Below are 18,742 nucleotides of genomic sequence, written 5' to 3'. Positions count from 1 at the left end.
ATGTCGTCTCTTGCCTGGATCGATTTCGATGAAGCCGAGCGACAGCGCGCGCAGCGCATCATGGCGCTCTTTCAGGAGCGCGAGACCCGCGACGAGCTGGGGCTGGGGGCGATCCGGGATTCCATTGCCGATCATCTCTTTCCAGGCACGAGCACGATCCAGACGCGACTGCGATACATGCTGTTCATTCCCTGGCTCTATCGCGCGCTGGAAAAGCGCGAAGTCCCTGAAGCGCAGCTCCGCACCGAAGCGCGCGACACCGAAATCCGGCTTGCCGACGCCCTGAAAGCCGGCGGTGAGTCCAACGGCATCATCGGCCGGGATGCAGGACCACGGCTTCAGCGGTTGCCGAGTTCCGTCTATTGGGCTGGCTTGGGCGCGTGGGGCATCCGGGTCTTTCCTGGTTCGCTCGACAGTCTGTTCGTCGCCTTGCGGGGCCGTGGCCGATCCCGCGGCTCATCCAGCGGCGAAGATGCTCTGGCCGTCGCTCAGATGCCTGCCGTCTGGAATCCGACTTTGCCCCAGGTGCCCGGCAACTTGCTTGAGCACGCCGTCTTCCGCCTGACCACCGACGAGGCGCAATTCCTCATCGACCGCCTGATCGCCAGCCAGCCCACCGCACTGCTCACGATGCTGGCGCGCGAAGGCGTCGACGCGGACTGTGACTATATCTGGACGCACCCCCATCTGTCGGCGTTTCCATCCGCAGTGCGCCGCCTCGTTCAGCATGGGGAAATCTTCTCCCATGCGATGCACGGCGCAGCGCTACTCTACAATCTCGCGCTCAGCGAGCTGCGCCAGCGCGACGACTGGATCGACGGCTATCGCGAGCGGCTTGCGGCCTGGAGCGACGAACTCGATCCCAGCGCCGTGCGCGCATGGTCGCTCGATGATTTCTGGAACGTCGTCGAGCACCCCGCGCACACCGTCCGGCCAGCCGCCAAGCGCTTTGTGACCGAGTGGCGCGAGCTGGTTCTGGCCGGGACGGAGCAGGTGATCGCGTCGCCTGCGGCGCGGCAGCTTGTCGAAGAGCGCGAGCGGCGGCTGAAAACCAGCCAGTCCCGCTACGCCAATCACGCCGTGCGCGACCGCTGGACCGGCGCCTCCGGCGCCGACCGCCTCACTTTCCGCTGGGCGCAGGCCAAATCGCACCTGCGGGATCTCGCCCATGCTGAATAGGCGCAGCCTCGATCCCGAACAGCGAACGCTCTACGGCGCCAATCTCCAGCCGCCGGCGGGCTACGTCTTCGACGCGGCGGTCGCCACGACCTTCTCGCTCGACTTCGAGACCGCGCTCGCCGTGCCGGTCAGTCTGGCGCTGTTCGCTGCCGAGAATCGCGACGACATCCTTTCTCACCCCTTGGCGCTCTTGGAAGGCGCCGAGCGCATCGCCGGCCGCCTCGTCGTCTTCACCGACGCCGGCCACATCCAGGCGAGCGTCCGTCCCCATTCCCGCCTTTGCTCGCTGCTCGAACGCATCGTGGTCGAGGTCGCCGCCCCTCAGGGCGGCGCCTTCCACCCCAAGATGTGGGCGCTGCGCTTCACGCCGTTGCGGCCCGAAGATCCAGCGCGCCTGCGCCTGCTCATCCTCTCCCGAAACCTGACGCGCGACCGCTCCTGGGATATTGCCGCCACCCTCGACGGGGTGATCTCCAAGCAGCCCAAAGCCATCAACCGCCCGGTAGCCGACTTCCTTCGCCAGCTCCCCGACCTGGCGACCGTCGGCGCTCCCGACGGAACGAAGGCCCTCATCGATGAGCTGGCCGAAGACATACGACGCGCCGAATGGAGTCTGCCCGAACCATTCGAGGGCGTCTCCTTCGCGGTCAACGGCCTCGGCGGCAAGCCGTGGCGCCCGGAACCTTGCGTGCGGCTGGGCGTGGTCTCGCCCTTTTGCGACGACCAGACCTTGTCGCTGCTCGCCGTCCTGCCCAGCGCCGAAAAGCCGATCTTCATCGGACGCTCCGACGAACTCGCGCGGGTGTCCGTCGCCACGCTGGACCGCTTCGCGCGCGTGGCCGTGCTCGACGAGATGGCGGCCACGGAAGATGGCGAGGAAGCCGACGCAACGGCCTTGCAAGGGCTCCACGCCAAGGCGTTCGTCACCGAGCGCGGCTGGGACACCGCGATCACGGTCGGCTCAGGAAACGCCACGCGCCCGGCGCTGCTGACCGGCGGCAATGTCGAGATTTTCGCGACCCTGACCGGCAAGCGGTCGCGGGTCGGCAGCGTCGAGGAAATCCTCGGCGAGAAGGGGTTCGGCCGGCTGACGCGGCCTTTCGTTCGCGACGAGATGAACTCCGCCGACGCCGCGCAATGCGCGGCCGAGGCGCGATTGGACTTGGCCCGGCGAGAGATTTGCCAAAGCGGCCTCACGCTCCGCTGCGAGCGCGCCGAGCCCAACGCCGATGGCGCGCCCGCCTGGCGGGTCTGGCTGGCGCCGTCCAAGCCGTTGTCCCTTCTCGGGCTCGGTGTCCTGCGGGTTTGGCCGATCACGCGGGGCGAAAGTCATGCGCGCGATGTGTTGGAGCCTGTTCGGCGGGGGCAGCCCGTCGACCTTGGCGCAATGCCGCTGGTCGATCTAACCCGGTTTCTCGCCTGCCATCTGACGGACGAGACGGAGAATGTCTCCATCCTGTTCAGCACCGGGCTCATGATCGAGGGGCTGCCCGCCGAGCGCCACGCCGCCATCCTGCGCTGGGTGATCGACAGCAAGGATGCCTTCTTCCGCTATCTCCGGTTGCTGCTCTCCGAATTGGGCGATCCCTTCGCCGCCGCGCTGGCGGCGCAGGATGGGTCCGGTCAGGGCGCGTGGCGCGCGGCTAACGACGACGCGCCGATCCTTGAAGAGTTGGTTCGCGCCTTCTGCCGTGGCGGCGACCAGCTCCGCGCCATCGAACGGCTGATCGCCCGTCTGGAAACCGACGACGGCGCAGGTACCGATCCGATTCCGACCGAGTTCCGCGCGCTCTGGAACACCTTCCGGATTGCGCTCGCCACGCAGGACGCTGCTCATGCCGAATGAACGGTTCCGCGCCGACGCGGCGCTTGCGCCCCTCAAGGTCTTTCAGCGGCGCACCGTCGATTATGTCTTCGACCGGCTCTACGGCGAGGACGATCCTGTCCGCCAGTTCCTGGTCGCGGACGAAGTCGGCCTCGGCAAGACGATGGTGGCGCGCGGCGTCATCGCCCGCATGATCGAGCACCTGTGGGACAGCACCAAGCGGATCGACATCCTCTACATTTGCTCGAATCAGGCGATCGCCGCCCAGAACCTCAACCGGCTGAACGTCCTTGGGCGGCGCGAGCTGGCCCTGCCGACCCGCATGACCCTGGTTCCCCTGCAATTGCGCGATCAGGTCGGTCTCGACGCCAACAAGGTGAACTTCATCAGCCTGACGCCGGGCACGACCTTCGATCTGCGCTCCGCGACGGGCGTGACGCAGGAACGCGCCCTGTTGCACCATCTCCTGCACGACCTCGTTTCGCGCCCGCGGGGCCTGCACAATCTGTTGCAGGTCACGGCCGGCATCGACGGCTGGAACCGCGCGGTGGACACGCTCACCCTCCAAGGCGTCGACAAGCGCATCATCGAGCGCTTCCGCCGCGACGTGCAGGCTGATCGCGACCTCTTCGAGGAACTCGAACGTGTCTGCGAACTCTTTCCGCGCCGCCGGGACAGCTATCCCCCGGAGATGACGCAGCCGCGCAACAGCCTGGTCGCCCGGCTACGCGCCAAGCTCTCCCATGCCTGCGTCGACGCGCTGCAACCCGACCTGATCATCATGGACGAGTTCCAGCGGTTTCGGGATCTGCTGCACGGCGACAGCGACGCGGCGATCCTCGCGCGCGAACTGTTCGACTACTCGGGCGGCGACGGGCACGCCGCCCGCACCCTGCTGCTCTCCGCCACGCCCTATCGGATGCTCACGCTCGCCGGTGACGAGCCCGACGAAGGCGATCACTATCAGGACTTCCTCGAAACCCTGAGCTTCCTCTATGGCCGCGAACAAGGGCCGGAGCTGGCGGCCACGCTCTCGCGCGAGATGCGCGCCTTCCGCGGCCTCCTGCATACCCTGCCGCAATCGCACGCTTCAGCGGTCGAGGCGCGCCAGGCCATCGAACAGCGCCTGCGCAAAGTGATCGCCCGAACCGAGCGGGTCGCGTCCACGATCGAACGCGACTCCATGATGAGCGAGCCCACCATCACGGTCTCGGTCGCGCCCGCCGATCTCGCGCAGGCGTCGGCCTTGTCGCAAGTGGCGCGCACGCTGAATGCGCCGGAGATCATCGAATACTGGAAATCGGCGCCTTACCTACTCAACTTCATGCGCCACTACAGTCTGAAGCAGCTTCTGAGGGACGAGGCGGAGGCGCCCTCGGCGACCCTCCGCAACGCCATCCAGGCCGCTCGGCCGACCATGCTCGATCACGAAGCCATCGACGCTTATGCGCTGCTTGAGCCGGCCAATGGCCGCATGCGCGCGATCATGGACGACATCTTCGACCATCGTCTCGAACAGAATCTCTGGATACCCGCCGCCATGCCCTATTACGGCGACGCGCGATCCGGCGCGCCGCTGACCAAGGCGCTGATATTTTCAGCCTGGTCCATGGTGCCCGACGCGATCGCGGCCCTGCTGTCCTATGAAGCCGAACGGCGCATGGGCGTCGGGGAATCCGGCCGACGCTATTTCGAGCCGCATCGCCTGCGCCCCTTGCAGTTCCGACAGGATCAGGGGCGGCACGTGGGTCTGCGCGCGCTGCTGCTGATCTATCCATCGCCGGCACTGGCCGAGCTGGCTGATCCGCTCGCGGTTTTCAGTGAAACCGAGACCGCCCTGTCGCAGGATGGCATGCGCGCCGCCATAGGCGACCGTCTCAAGCCCGCCCTCGAGGCCCTGCGAAAAGGGGCGGTGTCGCGGCAGGACGCCAACAGCGCCGAGTGGGCCGCCCCCGCCGTGATCGATGACCTGCTGGGCGCGCGGTCCCGCACCTGGCTGGAGACGCCCCAAGGCATGCGCGCTCTGGCGAGCGAAGACGCCTTTCAGGATCATGTCGCCGAGCTGGCGGCGGCGGTGAAGACGCACGACATCGGCACTTCGTTCGCCGATCTTCCAGACCTGCTGGTCGACGTGGCGCTGGGCAGTCCGGCCGTCTGCGCACTTCGCGCCCTCAAGCGGATCGCGCCAGAGCTGGCGTGGGACGACCCGCGCCTGCTCAGCGCCGCCGCTGAAGTCGCCTGGTCGTTCCGGGCGCTGTTCAACCAGCATGACGCGGTCGCCCTGCTGAGGCGGGATACCGACGATCACTATTGGCGCCGCGTGCTGGTCTATTGCGCCGAGCACAACCTACAGGCCGTCCTGGACGAATACGCCCACTACCTTGTCGACGCCGAAGGTCTCGGCGCCCGCCCAGCCGAGGACCGTGCAATGGGTGTTGCTCGCGCCATGGCCCAGGCCCTCGCTATCCGCCCGTCGCAGATCGAAGTCGATGACGTGCAGGTCGATGGAGAGTCCCTCGCCATCAGCAAGTTCCAGATGCGCGGACGCTTTGCGATGCGGCTTGCCGACTACAAGGACGAGGACGGCGCCGTCGCGCGGCTCGGAGGCGTGCGTGACGCCTTCAACTCACCGTTCCGGCCGTTCATTCTCGCCACCACGTCGGTCGGCCAGGAAGGGCTGGACTTTCATCCCTATTGCTATCGCGTTTATCACTGGAACCTGCCAGGCAACCCGGTAGACCTCGAGCAGCGCGAAGGCCGCGTCCACCGTTTCAAGGGCCATGCCGTGCGTCTCAACCTGGCCGAGCGTCAAGCCGCTGTTGTCAGGGGCCGTGGACAGGCTCCTAACGATCCATGGAAGCTGATGTTCGAGCGAGCGCGCTCGGAGGCGGCGGTCGATACAGACCTCATCCCCTATTGGATCTACGAAGGTTCGGTGCGCGTCGAGCGGCGTGTACCAATGCTGCCGTTCAGTCGGGAAGTCACACGACTCGCTTGGCTCAAGCGCAGTCTCACGATCTATCGTCTGGCCTTTGGTCAACCGCGACAAGATGATTTACTCAACTACCTGGAAACGCTGACCGGCGATGTCATGAACTTTAATCTGCTTGCCGATCTGCAAATTCGGCTTGAGCCTGAAGTTCCCGGCCATTCAGGTCGGTGATTTCCGCACTACAACGTCCGATGGGAGAGGCAATGCCGTTATGCCCCCAAGCGCGACGTCGGCAGCTGAGGCCGCAGTGCTTTTGCCTACAGTGAGGCCGAAGCCTAACGTGAGTGCAGTGTCTTGGAAAGGTGGGTACTTAAGCCGCCAGAATTGGGACAACGCCGCGCAGGTCATCCGGGCTGTATTCTTTGCCAGAGCTGAAGGAGTAAATCGTGCTGACGCGGCTACCATCCCAGACGAACTTAAAATGGTCACGCTGCACTGCCCGTTCCAAGGCCTCGCCCCTAAGTACACAGATGCAGTAGCCAGCTGGCCGTTCGACCGGGCGGTAGAGCAATCCATCGAAACCCGCTTTCATGATTGCCTGGCCGCGACGAATCCTCTCGTCAACATCAAGATCGGGATTCCAATCACGACCATCGACAAAGCGACCCTTCACGACACGTGAAAGCTCGCGCATCTCGAGGCCAATCGCAGCTTCGCCAGTACGGGACAGGAAAGACTCGCGTTTGCGGATCGAGATGGCTAGCGCCGTCTGTACGTCGCCAGCCAGCTCTAATACCGGGTACCTCGAGTCGAAGAACTTCGATCCCTCCGGGTTCTGGTAGGTGAAGGGCGCATGATTCCAATTCTGCAATAGCGGACCGTTGCCATCAACTACCTGGACGCCATTGAGAAGCCGATCCCGCTCCCGCAAACGCGGGTTCGTCAAGGATTCAATCTCAGCCAATTCCTTACTTCGATCGTTGGCAACGCGTGCGAAGACATCGACCGTGGGAAACCGGGATGGAATGAGGGTGAAGAATGCCCGATTGACGTCGATGGCAGCAAATTCATCAACCGCCACGCTGGGCGTCCACATACTGTCGGACACGGTAGATATCCATCACATGGCCGCCGCGCATCACATCAAGTGCACTTTGGCCGTTGAAGAACTGGTTAGGTTTACGGACCCAACCGTCGGCTGCACGGGTGTCTGGAAGCAGGATCTCAAGCGCCTTGTGAATCGCCAGGAGGTGCGAGACGCGCTCGACTGTGTCTCGCGGAATAGTGCCGCCTTCCTTCTTCCATTTGAAAAATGTCGACCTTCCAGGGGACCCGAGCAGCAATAGCTGGTCCTCGGTGGACAGCTGCCACAATTCCGCGAGACCCTGAAAAGCCTCCATGACTGCCGGAATTGCGAACCGCCCTTCGCCTGTCCGAGCGACGGGTTCGATGTTGGCCACGTACATTTCTCCCCAAATGTCCAAATTTGGACTTGTGTGGCAAAATAGTCCTGATATAGATAATCCATATCGGGACTATATGGTCACTTTAGTCCGCTGCGGGCTTCGGATCAAGAGTCGTCGTGAATGGAGCAACACAATGGCCAAGGAACACGAGAAGTATCAGTTCACCGTCGACGGTGTCCCCTATGGCACGGGGGACAAAATCATGGATGGGGACCAAATCCGCGAAGCTGCCAACAAAGTGCCCGCGAGCGACTTTGTACTGATCCAGATCATCGAGCGTTCCGGCCGTTCGATCGGCCTGGAGGATCAGGTGAAGTTTGTTGAGGGCGAGGCAGCGGTATTCCTCTCCTTCCGCAGCGATCGCGTTTTTACCTTCACGGTCGATGAGCGCGGCTGGGAGTGGGGGGTTGCGACAATCGCGGTGGCCGACATCTACCGTTACGCCGGTATTGGTGAGGAGCACGAGTTGGTGCTCGACAGCGATGGCGACGCAGTTATTCCGCCTGAAGGTGAGCTCGACTTGGCGGGCAAGGGTGTCGAGCGCGTCCGTAGTCGTGAAACCAAGACTGTGATTATCAAGGTTAATGGGCGATCGCGTACCGTTGAGAAGCGTCGATACAGTTACCGGGAAATCGCGGAAATCGCCTATCCCAATCCCAACTTTGAGAACTTCAACTACACGACGACCTACCTGCATGGCGTCGATGGCGCTGAAGGTGATCTCGTTGAAGGTGAGTCCATCAAGGTGAAGAACGGGATGGTGTTCAATGTCCGTCGCTCTGATAAGTCGTGACCCCTTTCTGAAGCGTCTCGCTGATGAGGGCTTCGAAATAGAGGTGGATAATTCTCATCTGGTCGTCCATGGCGTTCCGCATGTTACGACCAGCGGCACTTTGGCCAGGGGCATCCTTACTTGCGCGCTGTCGCTTGATGCCTCCTCCGGACTGACATCGACGCCGCAGGCCGACCATACGATGTATTTCGCAGGGGAAACGCCGTGCCATCGAAACGGCGCTCGCATGGAAAATATCATCAATAGCTCCCAAAGGCAGCGTATTGGCAAAATCGAGGTGGATCATTACCTGTCGTCGAAGCCAGAGATTACCCACCGCTACGAGAACATTTATGATAAGGTGGTTGCATACGAGCAGTTGATCAGCGCCGCCGCGAGGTCACTCGACAAAACAGCAAACGCCAGAACCCACAAACGGGGCATGCTTGCGAACGATGACAGTCCCTTCGCAATCCCCGATTCAGCATCCGCCCGGTATCAGATCGGCACGGTGAATCGAAAGCTGAAGGGTCGGGTCGCGATCATTGGGCTTGGGGGTACTGGGTCTTATCTGCTCGACCTACTCGCAAAAACATGGGTCACGGAAATCCATCTTTATGATGGGGACCAACTGCTGAACCACAACCTGTTTCGTTCACCCGGCGCACCTGAGGAGGCATTGCTCAAGGAATTTCCTTATAAGGTAAACTACTACGCTCAGGTCTATGCTCGGATTCACGGCGGAATCACGCCTCACCCGGTTCGGGTAACACGCGACAACGTGGGCGAACTCAACGGCTTCGACTTCGTTTTTGTGTGTGTTGACAAAGGTTCCTCGCGGCTCGCGATAGCCGAGGGGCTGCTACGGTTGAGCATTCCTTTCGTCGACACTGGCATTGGCGTTGGCTTGGAGGATAACTGTCTGGATGGCTGTGCCCGCGCGACGTTCATCTGCCCTGGTACGAACTGGGGTGATGTCAAAAAGCTGCTTCCATTTGGCGACGACAACGAGGAGGACGAGCTATATCGCACGGATATCCAGATCGCCGCTGTCAACTCGTTGAGTGCGATTATGGCAGTGATGCGATGGAAGCGATGGGCCAAATATTTCCGTGACGAACGAAACGAGATAAATTCGGTTTACATGATCGAGGGCAATAATATCTCTAACAGAGTCGCGAAATGATGCAGGTCAATAAGCTCAGAACCGTCTTCACGACCGAGATACCTGAGATTCTTGAAGACGGGGTCCTGTATGTTTCGCGAGAATGCTGCGTAGCCCTGCACAACTGTGCGTGCGGATGTGGCGAAGAGGTGTCAACGCCACTAGTTTCCACCGAATACAGGCTTACGATGCATGATGAAGGGGCGTCTATCTGGCCTTCGATTGGCAATCACGACTTCGCCTGCGCTTCTCACTATATCATCGACCGTGGAGCCATTGTCTGGGCGGGTAAGATGACACGCACCGCCATCGAGGCGGGACGTCAGCAGGATCGTTTGCTCAAGCGACCACCGCTGTCCATTCCGACACTGGAGCAGCGTCCCAAGCAGTTCAGTCGAGGCATTTTCAGCTGGATCGGATCCGTGCTCCGCAGAATCCTGGGCCGATGATCGTCTGGGCCTCCCGCCTCCGCTGCCCATCCACCCCGCAGTCAATCCTCCATTGCCGCCGCGTCCGCCGCCAGCCGCTGGTAAAACTCGTCCCACCTTTTCTGAACCCATTCCTCCCTCCGCCGCCTCGCCTCTTCCCTCCGGCGGAGCTGCTCCCGCACCCCCGCCACCAGGTCGGCCTCGAACCCCTCCTCCCCTTCCCCGGCATCCCGTCCCCGCTCCAGCGCCCGCCTGGCCCCCGCGGCCAGGTCCGCCTCGAACTCCTCGGTCCTGTCCATCCCTACCCCCTCCCCGTTAGCCGAGCGCAAGCTCCCGCTGGGGAGCCTGCCCCTCCCCGTTCTCCTGGGCCATCAGCGCCTCGCGCTTAATTGCGACGACCCGCGGGTAGGAGCCCGCGATGCAGACCGACTTCGTCGTCACCCGCCCCGGGTCGCACTTGGTGATGCCTTTTTCCTTCCAGGCCGCCAGGACCTGGCTCGGCACGAAGCCCTGCTGCTTCAGGTAGCCTTCCAGCGCCGGCAGCAGGATATAGAGGGCAACCCAGGGCTTTTCGCGCGTGTCCTGCTTCCACACGCCAAGCAGTTCCCGCGGCCGGTCCTTTTCCGGGTCGAACCGCCCGCCAAACGCCGTCTGGTTGGCGACCGCCCACGCGTACACGCTGTCCAGCGCCTTCAGGTCCCCCGCCGAATCCTCCGCATGTTCCAGCATGCCAGCCCAGATATCCCCGTCGACAACCCTCCCGACAGGAACCCCGGCAGGAGGCGCGCCGCCCTCTGGGTATTCGACCGTGTCCACCAGTTCCTGTTCCCATGGGTAAAGGCCCACCGCGGAGCCGTCCAGCATGTTAACCGTGCACATGGACGCCAACCCGGCCGCCACGTTGATCGCGGCGGCATAGCCGGCGAGCCTCGCCGCGGAAAGATGCCCGGGAGCCTTCCTCGCGAGGCGCATCGTCTCTGCGTCGATCGCGTCGTTCAGCAACTTGGCAAACGCGCCAGGGCTGCTGTGCGCATCATGGGCCTCAAGCTTCGACAGCAGGAACGCCATCCATTCCGTCCCGAGGTGACCGAAGTGCCGGTGGACGCCGGCCTTGATCTTGTCCGCCACCGCAGCCATCTCCGGCGACTTTACCGGGATTGGGTGGCCAACATGCAGCAGCCGAGTCTTGGCGCCGCCGTCGTTCGCCGGCAGGAGCCCGGCCAGCGCCGATTCCCCGGTCGAGATCGCGACCGTCTGCATGACCTTCTTCGACCTGGTGCCGGTCCCGCCCATCTCGGCGCGCAACTTGCCGCCGCCGCCGACCGTGTAGATCAAGCTGGACGCCTTCTCGCCGCCGCCGTGCCCGGCAAGGTGCTTGCTGTCATCTATGTACATCGGGAGCCCGCCGAGCGTCCCTCCCCTAAGCTCCATGCTGGGCAGCGTCGAGCTCCACGGGATTTCCTGCCCGACGTGCCCGCCGGAATCGTCGGCCCGACCGTACGTGCTTGCGGCAAGCCGGGTCAGCGTACTCTTCGAGGAACCGTTCGGCGCGTAGACGTCGAGGACGAAGCCGGGCCTGCGCGCAAGCGTAACGACCGATGCAGCCAGCGCCGCGTTCAGGATCACGCGCGCCTTCGGGAAGCCGGCGACCAGCGCCATCAGTTCCCGCTGCCCATCGATTGTCCCCTTCGTGCTGAAGATATCCGCCAGCGCCGTCTCGCCGGCACCGGTCGGCTTGAAGCTCAGCGCACCCGCCAGCGCCCCAGTGTCAGACCGGCTGGCCGCCGTCACGCCTGCGGCGGAGATGCACCGGTCGCCGAGCAAGCACATCCACCTGCCGTCCACCTCCTGAAGCCCCATCCTGCTGGTCGAATACATCACAGGCAGCAGGTGGCCGTTGAGCCGGAAGACCACGCTTAAGTAAAGCGACAGGTCGCCGGCGTTCTGGATATTGACCTCGAGGCCGTGTGCCGCCAGTGCGGCCAGGTGGTTCCTCGACGCGAGGATACGCGCATCCATACGCAGCGTGACCCACCGGCCAGGCGCACCGCGCCGCCAGTGCATTACGACGAGTTCTTCCTCGCCCGTCTCGAGGTTCCTGCTGACAGCAACGGGGACGATAGGGTCCATCGTGACCGATCGGGAGCCTCTGTCCTCGCCCAGGCTCAGGAAGATGCCGTCACGGCCGACTGAGAAGCGCGGGCAGCCGACCAGCTTGAAAGCGACTTCCGGCAAGCCGGGCCGGTCGGCCATCTGACCCCGGTTCAGCAGCCCCACTTGGCCCCCGACGTCGCCCGCCTGCCCGTCCTTTACGGCCAGGTCGTTCAGCTCCGGAAGGGGAGCGTCGCCGGGCCCGGCGTCAAGGTGTGCAAAAAAGTCGCCCGGGTCTGCTTCGGTTTCGTCGTTCGGCTGCCCGGCTGGCTGCATTGCCTCGCCCGGTGCTGGGGGATCGGAAGTCGCCCACCCCACCGGGCCAGTCGGCATGCCGTCGGCGTCGTACCTGTACAACTCGCCCGCCCCAGCCTGGTCCTCGCTTCCGTCCCATACCGGGACATCCAGCTCCGCCAGGAGGTCCGGCCCGGCCGCCGGTCCAGCATTCCGGCGGGGCAGCTCGATCTCCCTGTCCCCCTTGAGCAGGGTCAGGTGCTCGTCGATTTCGGGACCTGTCAGCCAATCGGCCTCAGCACCAGCCCGGATGGCGTCGTCGATACCCTTTCCCTTCACCCCATCCCAGCTTCCGACGGCGAATTCCAATCCGCGGCGGGCGCAGAATTCGCGGACAATCGATATGGTGATGAACGCGTCCCGCGTCGCGTTCAGGTTCGACGGCGGGTCCATGTCCAGCGCAATGCCGACGGCGCGAATCTCATCCCCGTACCGCGAAAGGACCAGTTCGAGTTCCCTCACGATCGCCTCCCCCGCAGCCGGGTTCAAGCCGGGTAAGCTCAACGCGCGGCAGCCGAAGTGCTCCGCCGCTGCCTGGGCTTTGTCCTCGCCTTCCGTGACAAGGATGGTGGACGCATCGACCAGCTGGCCGGGGACGGCATGATGGAACGGCGCGCCAGGACTGGCGCCGCCCGCGTAGTTGGACGACATCCACGTGACTTTCTTGTCCCATCCGCCGTTCTCACTCGGGACGTGCGACCGGACCCGAAGCGCCACGACCAACCCGTCCGCGTCCATGACAGGCGTGAGCAGCCCGTCGCCGGTCTCGCCTTGGTTGGGGAAGCCGCCGTCCTTGCTCCCGGAATACCGGGCGCCCAGCATCCAGCAGGGCTTGCCGCCGACCTCCCGGACTACCAGGCCCGGCAGTGCCACTGCGACCTCGATGCCCATCTCCGCCACGGCCGCGTCCACCGCCGCCGCCATGTCGGCGACCTTCGGCAGGGACCGGTAGAGCCGGCGGTCAATCAGCCCGTCGCCGAACCCACGCTTGGCATTCAGCCAGCGGCGATGCTGCGGTTTAAGCGCCAGATGATCCAGTAGGATCCTGTATCCTCGATCGCGCGCCTCCCTGTCGACCGGCACCGACGACAGGCGGCTGGGAAGCTCGGCCTGCATCCCCTCCCTCGGAGCGAAGGTCTGGATCTCCTGCCCGTCGGGCGCGACGAAGGACCGGCGCGGTTTCCCAGCTGGAACCGGGATCGCCCTCCTCGGCTCCGCCTGCACCGGCCGGAAGTCACGGGCCGCAGGCCGGGCACCTTTGGCCGGCATGACGCCGGGGCGGCCATTCCGGTCCAGGGGTAGGCCGATCACTTCCCCGACGAAGGCGATGGCATCGAGGAATTTGTGACCCCGGATCTCCATGACCAGGTCCAGGACATTCTTCGGACGCTGGCATTTCTGGCATTGGCACGTGCCGCTTTCATTGACCTTGAACGTTTTGTCCGTGCGCTTCCTGCCGCACAACGGACACGAAGCCCAGCTTCCGCCGACCTTTGCGGTTACGCCGATGGCCGCCAACACCTGCTCTACGGACGCGCGGTCTGCTTCGGCGCCGACGATGCGGGCCTTGATTTCGTTGCTACTTGCCATCTGATTGATGCCCTCTTCGGGAAGGGCAGGGTGCGCCATGGCGCGGCATGGGTGCGTATTCATATACTAGGCCTTGATTCCGATCCCGGAATCAGCTAGCATATATTTGCAAGATGTTTTTGAACTGCACCCAGCCTGCCCAAAGGTCGCACACCTGCGGGTGGGCTTTCTTTTTTCCGGTGTGGCCAGCCGTCAGGCGGCGGCCGTCTGATCCTGCCGGAAACCAAGGCGCGGCTTGCCGCGCGTGACCACGCTGGCCATCTTTCGCCTGAACTTCACGATGTCGACCAGAATGGCCCCGTCGATTGTCATGCTGACCTTCCGCCATTTGCCGATATGGTACCGGACATTCGCGGAAGTCATTCCCATTTCGTCGGCAACCTGCCGCACGCTCTTCAGATTTTTGCTCCTAACGGTCTTCACGACACGTCTCCGCGCTGTCTGCGATGTCCACAACAATGGACGAAGGCGCGACTTGAGGCAACAAAAAAAGCGAATAAGATCAGTAGGTTAGAAACAGCATATCATGTACATTATATGCAGATGCCTGCCGTGGTTGGGACAATTGGCCTCGGAATTTAGGCTAAGTATCTTTTCATAATGAGGTCTTCAGACAGCTGACCTAAATTCGTAAGATAATTATCTTAGCAGTACGAACGAAAGGGGAATTGGATGAGCAATTCCCCTTTTGCATGACGCTTTTGTAAAGTTATGCGCCGTTCGCATGACCGGGGGTGCCACCCCTTCCCGTCATGCCGGCATCCTCTCCATAACCCTCATCCCAGCCGGCCCGCCGCTGCAGAAAAGCAGGTCCTTGACCAGGGCGAATACGGGCTGGCCGGGCTGGCCGGCATACGCAGGCGCCGGAAACGCCATCGACCCGATGCCTACAATGCAGGCCATGCCGGATGCGATATCCCCTGAGGTAACGCCCAACGCGTCGTGCGGGGGCGGGCTCGGCCAAAGCGGCAACAGGGTGGCCGCCGTGGCGCCGTCGAGGACGATCTTCTGCGTCCTGCCGCCGATCGCCAGCACGGCCGCGTCCCGGAGCCGGGGCGCGATGCCGGGGGCGCCGATCCGCTCGGCGAACTGCTTCGCCCATTCCTCGGGCGGCAGCGCAACGTACCCGCCCTGCCCGCCCATCACCACCTGCGTGACGCCGCGCAAGGAGGAAGGCTTGGGATCGACGACCACGTCCTGCCCGGCGGACGCCATGGCAAGCTGGTGGCGGACATCGGTCACCATCCGCCCCTTCATCGCGCCCTGCCGGTCGAAGACGATGTCGTAGGGCCAGCCGGCGACGGCGATGCGCTTGTCGGACCTGGAAACCTCCTGGTCGGAAAGCCGGGTCCCGACCTCGTAGGGCATCAGGTCCGGGAACTGGTTCAGCGGGGTGCAGTCCAGCGACAGGCGCTGGCACGTCGCTCTCCACCGAAGCTGGTCGTCCAGCGGGTCGAGCACCGGGACCTGGACCGCCTGCTGGACGGCAGGCGGCGGCACGGGCGCGGGTGCCACCTGGGCGGGCTTCGGTTCCGGGGGCTTCCCAGGCGCGACTGGTTTCGGGGCGGCAGCCTTGGTCGACTTCGTTTCTACGGGTTTCGGTGCCGGCGTTGCTGGGGGCCCCTCCACAGGCTTCGCGCTTGCCGCTGGCGCAGGCTTGGCCTCCGGCGGCGCCAGAGCCGGGGCGGGCTTTGGAGCCTCCTTCGCTGGCGCGGCGCTTTCCTTCGGGGGTTGCTGCTGCGCCTGTGGCTCCCCTGCCTGGGGCTGGGCCGCCTCCGCGGGCACCGGGGCCGGCTTCTTCGGGAACGCGGCCACCGGGCCCGCCGCAACCGCGGCAAGGCCCAGGGCGAACAGACTCGTCGTGACGGTGCTTGCCTTCATCTTCCCTCTTCCTTCCTCTCGGCCCGCAGGCTGCTCCCAGCCGAACGGCCTCGGCGGATCCGGCGGGAAGGTGGACGCCCCTCCCGCCGGTCCCCTGCCCGCCTACCTCTCGCGCCCGACCTCCCTCGCCTTCTCCCTGGAGGCGACGATCTCGCGCTCCCGGGCCTCGGCGGCCCTCGCCTGGGCCTGCGCGGCGGGCTTCTCGTCGTCGCCCGCGCGGCGGCCGGTACGGAGGTGCAGGTCCGTGTCGATGATGCGTTGGTCGTCCATGTTCGATCTCCTTCAGGCGGCGGCTTGGGCTTCTGCGGCCGGGACGCCGACCTCGTAGTCGGGTTCAAGCTCGATGATGTCGTGGACCCGCGCGCCGGCCCGCTGAAGGTGGGCGTAGGCGAAGAATCGGCCCATGGACAGGAAGTCCGACGGCGTCACGCCGGGCTCGGTCTCGATCCCCGTCGTCACCGTCTGGCGGTGCTGGTCCTCCCGCCGCCACGCGACCTGCATGTTGTGCTGCAGCCAGGCTTGGCCGTCCTTCAGGGCCACCCGGGCGTCGTCGTCCAGGTAGCGGGGGTCGACCTCGTACAGGGACTGCTTCTCGCCGACGCCGTCGATGGCAGGCCGGAAGGGATCGCGGACGGAGTCCTTGGAAAACTTCATCGGCAGGAAGGCGGCCTTCATGCCTTCCACGACGATGTCCCTGCGCTCGGCCGGCCGGACGGGCTTTCCGTCGGGGGCCGAGAGCACGGGATGCCAGCCGGTGACGGCGAACTGGGCGTCCAGGCTCTCGTACTGGCCCGCCTCGAACGAGCGGCACCTCTCGTACCGGCCAGACAGGGCCTGAGCCATCTCAAGCGTCGTCATGGATTCGCCGCGCGACGCCGAACAGTCCTCCACGCGCAGGATCACCTTTGACCTAAACTGCGCGACGAGGTTCTCGGCGGCCTTCTCGTTGCCCAGGGCCATGACCAGCGACGACATCGTCTGGGTGGCGATGATTCCCGCGACCCCGGATGACCTGGCCACGTTCCAGAACGTGCCGTCCGACAAGCCGGACGTGTCGCCCGAGACGAATTCCTGGACCTCGTCGGCGACGTAGACGCAGGGCTTCGCCTGGCAGGCCTTGCTGCCGATCTCCAACTCGCGGAGGCGGGCTGCGCGGAAGAGGCCCGTCTTCAGGAACATCAGGATCGACTTGGCGGCGGTGCCGTGCTCGAGCGAGGAGACGGCGACCATCACGATCCGGCCGTCGAGCGCCTCCCGGATGGGGAGGATGCGGCGCCCGGCCTCGGCGTTGGGGTGCGGCCGCCCGGACGCGAAGCGGTCGCGGATGTCCTGGCGCGACGCCAGGCCGTCCAGGATCTGACTCACCTGACCCACGACGCCGGACTTCGTGTTCTCAGCCATCGTCGCCCACACGTTCTGCAGCCAGGTGATGCTGGACCACAGGGTTGCGGAGTGGATTGCGCTGCCGTACTCGTCCCACTGGTCGTCGGCGAAGGAGCGGAGGACGTTCATCGTCGCGTTGCTGACGATCGCCGGCGAGCAGATCGCCTTGAACACCCAGGAGATCGAGTACGGGTCGATGCCCGTGTCGAGCCATTCCTGCTGGCCGCCGGGCGTGTAGCGGTACGCCTCCGCGAGGACCAGCAGGTGCCTGAAGATGTCGACGGCGTTGTTGGCCCAGAACGGATCCTTCCCGCCGCCGCCCTGCTGGTCCATGATCGTGCGCAGCACCCCGGCGGCCTGCGTCGGGTCCAGCCCGGCGAGCAGGTCCACGCCCCATTGGTCCGCCCCGAAGCCGATCACGCGGACGTCGTCGAGGCGGCCTGCCCTCTCGATCTTGGGCATGAAGTCGCGCCACAGGACGGCCTTGGCGTCGATGACGAAGAACCCCAGGGGATTGCCAGCCGGCGACCTCGTGTCCAGGAGTTGCCGGAAGATCGGCTTCAGGATGCCGGCCGTCTTGTTCTCGCCCGTGCCGCCGAAAACGACCATGTGCTGGAACAGGCTCGAGTAGTCCATGCACAGGGTCTGGCCGGCGAGCGGCGCCAGCTGGTCGCCGCGGTGGCGGAGCGCGCCGGTCGCCTTGCCCAGCCCGATGAGGGGGTCGAGCGCCTGGTGGCCGGTGGCCAGCCGGAGCTGCTTCGCATAGCCCTTCAGGTTGCGCTCGCGGAGGTCGGCGCGGTGCTGGAAGCGGACGAAGGAATCCTTGGTGGGCATGGCGTACCGCCCGCCCTTCCGGGCCAGCAGCGCCGACAGGTAGCTCGCCGGCGCAGCCTTTCCGAGCGCCCATGCGATGGAGAGGATCGAGGCGACCGTGACCAGGATCGGCACCACGTACACGAGGACGACATGCAGGGCGTCGAAGCCGAAAGCCTTGGCACCGGCCAGGAAGCCTGAGACGAGGCCGCCCTCCGTCGGTGCGGACAGCTCGATGGGCTTCATGTCGGGCCAGGACACGTGCAGCGGATCCACTGTCTGCTTGCGCAGCTCGGCGATGTCGGCGTTCACCTCCGCGATACCGGCTGCAGCGGCGTATGGGTTCATTCCAACCGGGAGGTAGCTGCCGGCCATGGTCAGGAAGAACGCCACCAGGGCAAGGATCCCGATCGACGACAGCACGAATGCCCGCTGCGCGACCTTGCCGGCATGGGCCGCGTCGGCGATGTCGTCGGGAACGATCTCCCTCTCTGCAAGGTATGAAACGCCGACGCCCTCGAACAGCCGGCCGTCCATCGCCGCGGGCCGCTCCAGGTCCTCGGGCACGTCGATGTAAAGCGACGGGTATGCCTCCGTCGGCCAGGCAGCTTCCGCCGCCGCACGGCGGTCGCCCCGGAGCAGCGGGTCCGCGCTGCCGGCGTACTTCCGCCCAAGGTCCTTCATCAAGGCCGCCGTGTCGGGCCGGGCTGGCGCGACCCCGCGGATCCGCTCGACCAGGCCGACCGCCGGCCGGAAGAAGAGCCACGCCGCAAGGACGAAGGGCCAAGTGACCGGGAGGAGGGCCATTGCCAGCAGCATGCGGGCCTGCTTCTCAGTGATTTCGTTTCCGTCCATGTCCATGC

Annotated in this window: 14 protein-coding genes; 6 read left to right on the top strand and 8 right to left on the bottom strand. The window is 64.7% G+C overall.

The window, feature by feature from the left end:
* The 3 genes from CHU95_RS03460 to CHU95_RS03450 are packed head-to-tail and all read left to right on the top strand — an operon-like array spanning window position 1 to window position 6,167.
* Window positions 1-1,179 carry a DUF6361 family protein gene (locus CHU95_RS03460; RefSeq protein WP_094453769.1) on the top strand — a complete coding sequence of 393 codons (1,179 nt, stop codon included), beginning with the start codon at window positions 1-3 and terminating at the stop codon, window positions 1,177-1,179.
* Complete coding sequence (locus CHU95_RS03455; RefSeq protein ID WP_094453767.1) at window positions 1,169-3,025, top strand: phospholipase D family protein; 1,857 nt, start codon at window positions 1,169-1,171, stop codon at window positions 3,023-3,025. Before CHU95_RS03460 ends, CHU95_RS03455 begins: the two co-directional genes overlap by 11 nt.
* Window positions 3,015-6,167, top strand: coding sequence for a helicase-related protein (locus CHU95_RS03450; RefSeq protein ID WP_094453765.1), 3,153 nt, complete (start codon window positions 3,015-3,017; stop codon window positions 6,165-6,167). The genes CHU95_RS03455 and CHU95_RS03450 overlap by 11 nt, the downstream gene beginning before the upstream one ends.
* 139 nt (window positions 6,168-6,306) lie before the next feature.
* Here CHU95_RS03450 and CHU95_RS03445 read toward each other — a convergent pair whose 3' ends face one another.
* The gene (locus CHU95_RS03445) at window positions 6,307-7,044 is read right to left on the bottom strand and encodes an RES family NAD+ phosphorylase (protein ID WP_207762356.1); all 738 of its coding nucleotides are present in this window, start codon (window positions 7,042-7,044) and stop codon (window positions 6,307-6,309) included.
* Window positions 7,007-7,396, bottom strand: coding sequence for an MbcA/ParS/Xre antitoxin family protein (locus tag CHU95_RS03440; protein WP_094453819.1), 390 nt, complete (start codon window positions 7,394-7,396; stop codon window positions 7,007-7,009). The genes CHU95_RS03445 and CHU95_RS03440 overlap by 38 nt, the downstream gene beginning before the upstream one ends.
* 139 nt (window positions 7,397-7,535) lie before the next feature.
* Here CHU95_RS03440 and CHU95_RS03435 point away from each other — a divergent pair, with 139 nt between their 5' ends.
* The 3 genes from CHU95_RS03435 to CHU95_RS03425 are packed head-to-tail and all read left to right on the top strand — an operon-like array spanning window position 7,536 to window position 9,788.
* Window positions 7,536-8,195, top strand: coding sequence for a multiubiquitin domain-containing protein (locus CHU95_RS03435; protein ID WP_094453761.1), 660 nt, complete (start codon window positions 7,536-7,538; stop codon window positions 8,193-8,195).
* Entirely contained in the window at window positions 8,170-9,360 is a 1,191-nt protein-coding gene (locus CHU95_RS03430; RefSeq protein ID WP_094453759.1) for a ThiF family adenylyltransferase, read from the top strand. Before CHU95_RS03435 ends, CHU95_RS03430 begins: the two co-directional genes overlap by 26 nt.
* Window positions 9,357-9,788, top strand: coding sequence for a ubiquitination-like system serine protease family protein (locus CHU95_RS03425; RefSeq protein ID WP_094453757.1), 432 nt, complete (start codon window positions 9,357-9,359; stop codon window positions 9,786-9,788). The genes CHU95_RS03430 and CHU95_RS03425 overlap by 4 nt, the downstream gene beginning before the upstream one ends.
* A 41-nt stretch (window positions 9,789-9,829) precedes the next feature.
* Here the strand turns inward: CHU95_RS03425 and CHU95_RS03420 are convergent, their stop codons facing one another.
* The 6 genes from CHU95_RS03420 to CHU95_RS03405 form a co-directional block, all read right to left on the bottom strand.
* Window positions 9,830-10,066 (bottom strand): hypothetical protein, encoded by a 237-nt coding sequence (locus tag CHU95_RS03420; RefSeq protein ID WP_094453755.1) that lies wholly within the window; start codon window positions 10,064-10,066, stop codon window positions 9,830-9,832.
* 16 nt (window positions 10,067-10,082) lie between these two features.
* Window positions 10,083-13,841, bottom strand: coding sequence for a DUF927 domain-containing protein (locus CHU95_RS03415; protein ID WP_094453753.1), 3,759 nt, complete (start codon window positions 13,839-13,841; stop codon window positions 10,083-10,085).
* A gap of 153 nt (window positions 13,842-13,994) precedes the next feature.
* Window positions 13,995-14,171, bottom strand: coding sequence for a hypothetical protein (locus tag CHU95_RS22295; RefSeq protein WP_165771984.1), 177 nt, complete (start codon window positions 14,169-14,171; stop codon window positions 13,995-13,997).
* A 381-nt stretch (window positions 14,172-14,552) separates the two neighbouring features.
* Complete coding sequence (locus CHU95_RS03410; protein ID WP_094453751.1) at window positions 14,553-15,683, bottom strand: hypothetical protein; 1,131 nt, start codon at window positions 15,681-15,683, stop codon at window positions 14,553-14,555.
* Between the two features lie 102 nt (window positions 15,684-15,785).
* Entirely contained in the window at window positions 15,786-15,953 is a 168-nt protein-coding gene (locus CHU95_RS22290) for a hypothetical protein (protein WP_165771983.1), read from the bottom strand.
* Window positions 15,954-15,965: 12 nt separating this feature from the next.
* On the bottom strand, window positions 15,966-18,734 hold the full coding sequence (locus CHU95_RS03405) for a type IV secretory system conjugative DNA transfer family protein (RefSeq protein WP_133065411.1): 2,769 nt from the start codon (window positions 18,732-18,734) through the stop codon (window positions 15,966-15,968).
* Window positions 18,735-18,742 lie beyond the last annotated feature (8 nt).

It is taken from the genome of Niveispirillum lacus (assembly GCF_002251795.1).
GTDB lineage: Bacteria > Pseudomonadota > Alphaproteobacteria > Azospirillales > Azospirillaceae > Niveispirillum > Niveispirillum lacus.
This window is presented reverse-complemented; position numbering and strand designations above follow the sequence as displayed.

Bases quoted from the DNA above. Each gene is read 5' to 3' on its own strand.
- CHU95_RS03455 (WP_094453767.1), top strand. From the start codon at position 1,169: ATGCTGAATAGGCGCAGCCTCGATCCCGAACAGCGAACGCTCTACGGC.
- CHU95_RS22295 (WP_165771984.1), bottom strand. From the start codon at position 14,171: ATGGGAATGACTTCCGCGAATGTCCGGTACCATATCGGCAAATGGCGG.
- CHU95_RS03460 (WP_094453769.1), top strand. From the start codon at position 1: ATGTCGTCTCTTGCCTGGATCGATTTCGATGAAGCCGAGCGACAGCGC.
- CHU95_RS03405 (WP_133065411.1), bottom strand. From the start codon at position 18,734: ATGGACGGAAACGAAATCACTGAGAAGCAGGCCCGCATGCTGCTGGCA.
- CHU95_RS22290 (WP_165771983.1), bottom strand. From the start codon at position 15,953: ATGGACGACCAACGCATCATCGACACGGACCTGCACCTCCGTACCGGC.
- CHU95_RS03410 (WP_094453751.1), bottom strand. From the start codon at position 15,683: ATGAAGGCAAGCACCGTCACGACGAGTCTGTTCGCCCTGGGCCTTGCC.
- CHU95_RS03420 (WP_094453755.1), bottom strand. From the start codon at position 10,066: ATGGACAGGACCGAGGAGTTCGAGGCGGACCTGGCCGCGGGGGCCAGG.
- CHU95_RS03425 (WP_094453757.1), top strand. From the start codon at position 9,357: ATGATGCAGGTCAATAAGCTCAGAACCGTCTTCACGACCGAGATACCT.
- CHU95_RS03450 (WP_094453765.1), top strand. From the start codon at position 3,015: ATGCCGAATGAACGGTTCCGCGCCGACGCGGCGCTTGCGCCCCTCAAG.
- CHU95_RS03430 (WP_094453759.1), top strand. From the start codon at position 8,170: ATGTCCGTCGCTCTGATAAGTCGTGACCCCTTTCTGAAGCGTCTCGCT.
- CHU95_RS03435 (WP_094453761.1), top strand. From the start codon at position 7,536: ATGGCCAAGGAACACGAGAAGTATCAGTTCACCGTCGACGGTGTCCCC.
- CHU95_RS03415 (WP_094453753.1), bottom strand. From the start codon at position 13,841: ATGGCGCACCCTGCCCTTCCCGAAGAGGGCATCAATCAGATGGCAAGT.